This window comes from Streptomyces poriferorum (assembly GCF_019399235.1).
Taxonomy (GTDB): domain Bacteria; phylum Actinomycetota; class Actinomycetes; order Streptomycetales; family Streptomycetaceae; genus Streptomyces; species Streptomyces poriferorum.
Window position 1 is genome coordinate 1 of record NZ_JAELVH010000367.1, and the last position, 5,527, is coordinate 5,527.

Below are 5,527 nucleotides of genomic sequence, written 5' to 3' on the forward strand. Positions count from 1 at the left end.
GTGTACGGGACACCTGTCCGCCGCCCCGGCCGCCGGACAGGTGTCCCGTACACCCGAGCAGGCGGAGTCTTCCTGGGCGGCACTCCAGCAGGGCACCCTGATCGGCAGGAGCGTCGCCGGGCGGGTCCCCGCACCGGATGCGGACGACCACGACCACCTGGGCGACCAGGACGACCAAGGAGACGACGAGAAGTGAGCGCCCCCAGCCCCAGCACCGGTGACCTCGCATGGGTGCTGACCCCGCTGCTGGAACTGCCCGGAGTCCAGCACGCCGTGGTCGCCACCGGCGACGGCCTCGTCGAGGGCGCCTCGCCCGGACTCGACCGGGCCTCCGGCGAACGGGTCGCCGCCATGACGGCCACGCTGCACGCCGCGGCCCGCGCCTTCACCACGGCCTTCACCAACGTCGAGGCCCCGCAACTGGCCCAGACCGTAGTCGAGTCGGACCTGGGCTTCGCCATCGTCGTACCGGCGGGGAAGAACACCACGCTCGCCCTGTTCGCCGAACCGGGCGCCAAACTCGGGGACATCGCCTACCAGATGCAGGTGCAGGTCACCGCGCTGACGCGGGCGATGCACGCCCCGTCCCGCCAACCGGACACCGCCGCCCGGCCATGACCGCCGGCCCAGGACGCCGTCTGATCCCCGCCTACCTCGTCACCGGGGGCCGGTCCCGGCCCACCGGCCCCGCGCTCGACCGGCTCGCCGTGCTCGTGCGCACCGAGGAGGCCCTGCCGCAGGACACCGGCTCGGAGCAGCGCAGGCTGTGCGAACTGCTGGAGCCGGGCGCCCTCACCGTCGTCGAGTGCGCGGCCCATCTGGACCTGCCGGTCAGCGCCACCGTATTCCTGGCCACGGATCTCGCGGCCGCCGGACTTCTGCTCACGCGACCGCCGATACCCAGTGCCGGGGAGATCGACCGGTCGCTCGTCGAGAGGCTGCTCGTTGGACTCCGCTCCCTCCACTGACCGGACGGACGTCGGCTATCTGCCGGCTGCGGCCCGGACCCTGATGAAACTCGTCGTCACGGGTCCCTTCGGCGTGGGCAAGACGACCCTGATCCGCACTCTCTCGGAAATCCCCACGCTCCACACCGAAGAGGCGATGACCCAGTCCAGCACCCTGCTCGACGACACCGCCGGGCTTCCCGAGAAGACCACGACCACGGTCGCCATCGACTTCGGACGCCTCACCGTCCTGGACGATCTCGTGCTGTACATGTTCGGTACGCCCGGACAGGACCGCTTCCTGCCGCTGTGGGAGGACATCGCGCGCGGGGCGCTGGGCGCGCTCGTCCTGGTGGACACCCGCAGGCTCGCCGACTCCTTCGCCGTGATGGACATGGTCGAGGAGCAGGGGCTGCCGTACGCCGTCGCGGTCAACCGCTTCCCCGACGCCCCGGCCCACAGCGACGAGGTCCTGCGCGCACACCTCGACCTGGACGCCGGGACCCCGCTGGTCCAGTGCGACGCGAGGGAGCGACGCGGCAGCATCGACGCCCTGATCGCGCTGGCCGAGCACGTGCTGACCCGCCTGCCGCAGCCCGAGGACCCGCAGCCCGAGGACCCGTCATGACATCGCATCCGCAGCCGCCGCAGCCCCTCGCGCTGTACGGCCCCGACTTCGCGGCCGACCCGCACGGCCACTACCGCACCCTGCGGGAGCACGGCCCGCTCGCACCGGTCCGGATCGCCCCCGGCATCGAGGCGATGCTCGTCACCGACTACCAGGCGGCCGTCGACCTGCTCCGCGACACCCACACCTTCAGCAAGGACCCCCGCGCCTGGCAGGCGACGGTCCCCTCGGACTCCCCGGTGCTGCCCGTGCTCGGGCACCGTCCCACCGCGCTGTTCAGCGACGGCGCCGAGCACGCCCGTTACCGCGACGCCATCAACGACACCCTGGCCCTGATCGAGCCGCACATCCTGCGGGCCCAGGTGGCCGGGGTCGCCCAGCAGCTCATCGCCGAGTTCGCCACAACCGGCAGCGGCGACCTCATCGCCCAGTACGCCCGGCTGCTCCCGCTGCACGTCTTCGTCACCTGGTTCGGCGTCGATCCCGCGGACGGCGACCGGATCGTCGACGGCATCGGCGGCATGATGAACTCGGCTCAGGGCGCCGCCGCCGCGTACGCCGACCTCGTCGACGTCGTCACCCGTCTCGTCGCCGACCGGCGCGCCCGGCCGCGGCGCGACCTCACCTCGTACTTCCTCGCACATCCGGCGCGCCTGGACAACGACGAGACTGTGCGTCAGATCACGTTGCTCATGAGCGCGGGCCACGACCCCGAGACCAACCTGATCGGCAACGCGACCCTGCACATGCTCACCGACGAGCGCTACGCGGGATCGCTTCACGGGGGTGCGATGACCGCCCACGAGGCCATCAACGAGGTCCTGTGGCAGGATCCGCCGATCGCCAATCTGGCGGCGCACTACCCGCGCCACGACACCGAGTTCCACGGGGTCCGGCTGCGTGCGGGACAGCTCGTCCTGGTCTCCTTCGGCGCTGCCAACACCCAGTCCCGACCTGCCACTTCGGACACCGGGGTGAGGTCGGGGGGCAGCGCCCATCTGGCCTGGTCGGCCGGCCCCCACCGGTGCCCCGCCAAGCAGCCGGCCCTGCTCATCGCGATGACCGCGATCGAGCAGCTCACCAGCCAGCTGTGCGATGCGGAACTGACTGTTCCGGTGAGTGAACTGCTCTGGCGACCGGGGCCGTTCCACCGCGCGCTGGTGCATCTTCCGGTACGTTTCACCCCTCTGGACACCCTCGTGTCCGTGGGCCCCGACCGGGAGCCGGCCCGGCGGCCGGAGGTTCCGATCGGCTCCTGAACCGTGTCGCTGGTAGGCCGAACGGGTGAGGGGCGAGAGAATTGCCCGATGAACAGTGAGCGCAGCCGGCGCAACGCCAACCGATGCACAGACGGGGTGGTCCGGTGAGCAGGTACGACAGATACGACGTCACGGACGAGCAGTGGGAGGGTCTCGCCCAGGTCGTCCCGCTGCGCAGTCGCAACGAGTGGCCCTCCCGGGTGGACCACCGCTCGGTCCCGGACGAGCAGGAGAGCGCCGAGCAGCGGCGCATGGTGGTGCTGCGGGTCCAGATCTTCGCGGATGCGCGCGAGGTCGCGGAATACCTGGTCGCGCAGATTCCGGTGCTCCTCGACCTGACCAGCGCCGAGAGCGATGTGGCCAAGCGGATCCTGGACTTCACCAGCGGGGTCGTCTTCGGGCTGGGCAGCGGAATGCACCGGGTCGACCGGAATGTCTTCCTGCTGTCTCCCGTCGGCATGGAGGTCGAGGGTGTGACGGCGGCGGGCGTACCGGGGGCGTAGGCGACGTGCCGGCCGGGGCCGCCACGCATCCGGTACGCCGTGACCGGGTGCGGCCCCCGGTCCCCTCCCTCCTTCCCTGCCCGCCTGCCCGCCTGCCCGTCTGCCCGCCTGCCCGTCTGCGGGGCGGTGGTAGACCTGGGGCCGTGACAGAACTCGACGTACACGCGCTTCAGCAACGGCTCGCCGCATTCGCGGCCGCACGCGACTGGGAGCAGCACCACACCCCCAAGAACCTCGCCTCGGCGCTGAGCGTCGAGGCGGCCGAACTCGTCGAGATCTTCCAGTGGCTGACGCCGGAACAGTCGGCGCGGGTGATGGAGGACCCCGCGACGGCGCCCAGGGTGGCGGACGAGGTCGCCGACGTTCTCGCCTATCTGCTGCAGTTCTGCGAGGTGCTGGGCATCGATGTGTTGGCTGCTCTGGCGGCCAAGATCGAGCGGAACGAGGAGCGTTTTCCGGTGCCGCAGCCGACGGATCCCCCGCTCCGTCACTCTTCGGAGTGATCAAGTTGTTCACATTCGATTTCGTGTCCACAGATTTCCGAAATCCCCTGGCCTTTCGGTACCACCGCCCTCACTGTGGGTAATGGAAGAGGTGAGCGGGTTTTCGCGTCGAACGGGGGCACGGGATGGAAGCGGAGCGGCTTGTAGCAGTCATCCGGAGGGCACTGGCGCACAGCCGGGGCACGCCGGACATCATCGCCGAGGCCTGGCAGGCCCAAGCGCTGGCGCAGGCGATCGGGAGCCGGCTGGCGGCGAGCGGCCCCAAGGAGTTACGGGGCGAGGCGAGCGGCCTCAGCGAGATCGGCGGACGGAGCAACGGCGCACTGGAGCACCCGGCGGCCCGGGCGGGTGTGGCACGGGCGGCGCAGCTCTCCGAGGTCGCCGATCCGCGCGCGTCCCTCACCGGTCTCGGCGCGCTGCTCGGGGAGGTGGGGATAGCCCTGGTCGGGGTGGCGTGCGAGACCGATGAACAGGGCCTGTACTGGCAGTGCATGGAGGCGATCGACGCCGCGGACGAATCGACGGACCGGGTGCACGGCATGCTCCGTCTGCTCGACGAGCGGGACCGCGAACGCCGGGAGGATATGGAGCGTGACCGGGAGCGGGACGGCCCGCACGGCGTGCTGCACGGACCGGTGGGACCGGCCGCCGACGTCGGCTGAGCGTCCGAACACCGGCGAGGCGTGCGGAGGTGCAGGATGGAGGCATGGATCTTCGAATCTTCACCGAGCCCCAGCAAGGGGCGAGCTACGACACACTGCTCACCGTCGCGAAGGCGGCCGAGGACCTCGGTTTTGATGCCTTCTACCGGTCCGACCACTATCTGCGCATGGGCCAGGGCGACGGCCTTCCCGGCCCGACGGACGCGTGGATCACGCTGGCCGGGCTGGCGCGCGAGACCAAGCGGATCCGCCTCGGCACCCTGATGACGGCGGGGACGTTCCGGCTTCCCGGAGTGCTCGCCATCCAGGTGGCGCAGGTCGACCAGATGTCCGGCGGCCGCGTCGAGCTGGGCCTGGGCGCCGGCTGGTTCGAGCAGGAGCACAAGGCCTACGGCATCCCCTTCCCCAAGGAGAAGTTCGGCCGGCTGGAGGAGCAACTGGCGATCGTCACCGGCCTGTGGGCCACCGAGGTCGGCAAGACGTTCAGTTATGACGGTACGTACTACCAGCTCACCGACTCGCCCGCGCTGCCCAAGCCCGCGCAGGCCAAGGTGCCGGTGCTGATCGGCGGGCACGGTGCGAAGCGGACGCCGCGGCTGGCCGCGCAGTACGCAGACGAGTTCAACATTCCGTTCGCCTCGCTGGAGGACAGCGAGAAGCAGTTCGGCCGGGTCAGGGCGGCGGCCGCGGAGGCGGGCCGCGGGCCGGACGATCTGGTGTACTCCAACGCCCTGGTCGTCTGCGTCGGCAAGGACGACGCGGAGGTGGCACGCCGGGCCGCCGTCATCGGACGGGACGTGGCGGAACTGAAGGCGAACGGGCTGGCCGGCTCGCCCGCCGAGGTCGTCGACAAGATCGGCCGGTTCGGGGCGATCGGGGCGTCGCGCATCTACCTCCAGGTGCTGGACCTCCGCGACCTGGAACACCTGGAGCTGATCTCGTCGCAGGTCCAGTCACAGCTCGACTGAGGGAACAAGGAGCCGCTGATGTCACCCGCCCGCGATCCCGCCGCCCCGGCCGGGGCG

At 70.8% G+C, this 5,527-nt stretch carries 9 protein-coding genes; all 9 read left to right on the top strand.

The features are described 5' to 3' along the window. A partial coding sequence (locus JGS39_RS35910; protein WP_219573957.1) for a hypothetical protein occupies window positions 1-196 on the top strand: 196 nt, incomplete at its 5' end. Then, entirely contained in the window at window positions 193-618 is a 426-nt protein-coding gene (locus JGS39_RS35915) for a roadblock/LC7 domain-containing protein (RefSeq protein WP_219573958.1), read from the top strand. The genes JGS39_RS35910 and JGS39_RS35915, both read left to right, overlap by 4 nt. Next, window positions 615-968 (top strand): DUF742 domain-containing protein, encoded by a 354-nt coding sequence (locus JGS39_RS35920; RefSeq protein WP_148021392.1) that lies wholly within the window; start codon window positions 615-617, stop codon window positions 966-968. Before JGS39_RS35915 ends, JGS39_RS35920 begins: the two co-directional genes overlap by 4 nt. Next, entirely contained in the window at window positions 946-1,575 is a 630-nt protein-coding gene (locus tag JGS39_RS35925) for a GTP-binding protein (protein WP_219573959.1), read from the top strand. The genes JGS39_RS35920 and JGS39_RS35925 overlap by 23 nt, the downstream gene beginning before the upstream one ends. After that, complete coding sequence (locus JGS39_RS35930) at window positions 1,572-2,834, top strand: cytochrome P450 family protein (RefSeq protein WP_219573960.1); 1,263 nt, start codon at window positions 1,572-1,574, stop codon at window positions 2,832-2,834. Before JGS39_RS35925 ends, JGS39_RS35930 begins: the two co-directional genes overlap by 4 nt. Before the next feature lie 83 nt (window positions 2,835-2,917). Next, window positions 2,918-3,337: a cell division protein SepF gene (locus JGS39_RS35935; protein ID WP_219573961.1), complete on the top strand. Its 420-nt coding sequence runs from the start codon at window positions 2,918-2,920 to the stop codon at window positions 3,335-3,337. Window positions 3,338-3,480: 143 nt separating this feature from the next. Continuing rightward, window positions 3,481-3,840: a nucleotide pyrophosphohydrolase gene (locus tag JGS39_RS35940; RefSeq protein WP_219573962.1), complete on the top strand. Its 360-nt coding sequence runs from the start codon at window positions 3,481-3,483 to the stop codon at window positions 3,838-3,840. A gap of 125 nt (window positions 3,841-3,965) precedes the next feature. Continuing rightward, complete coding sequence (locus JGS39_RS35945; protein ID WP_219573963.1) at window positions 3,966-4,502, top strand: DUF6099 family protein; 537 nt, start codon at window positions 3,966-3,968, stop codon at window positions 4,500-4,502. Between the two features lie 44 nt (window positions 4,503-4,546). After that, entirely contained in the window at window positions 4,547-5,470 is a 924-nt protein-coding gene (locus tag JGS39_RS35950) for an LLM class F420-dependent oxidoreductase (protein WP_219573964.1), read from the top strand. The last annotated feature ends 57 nt before the right edge of the window (window positions 5,471-5,527 follow it).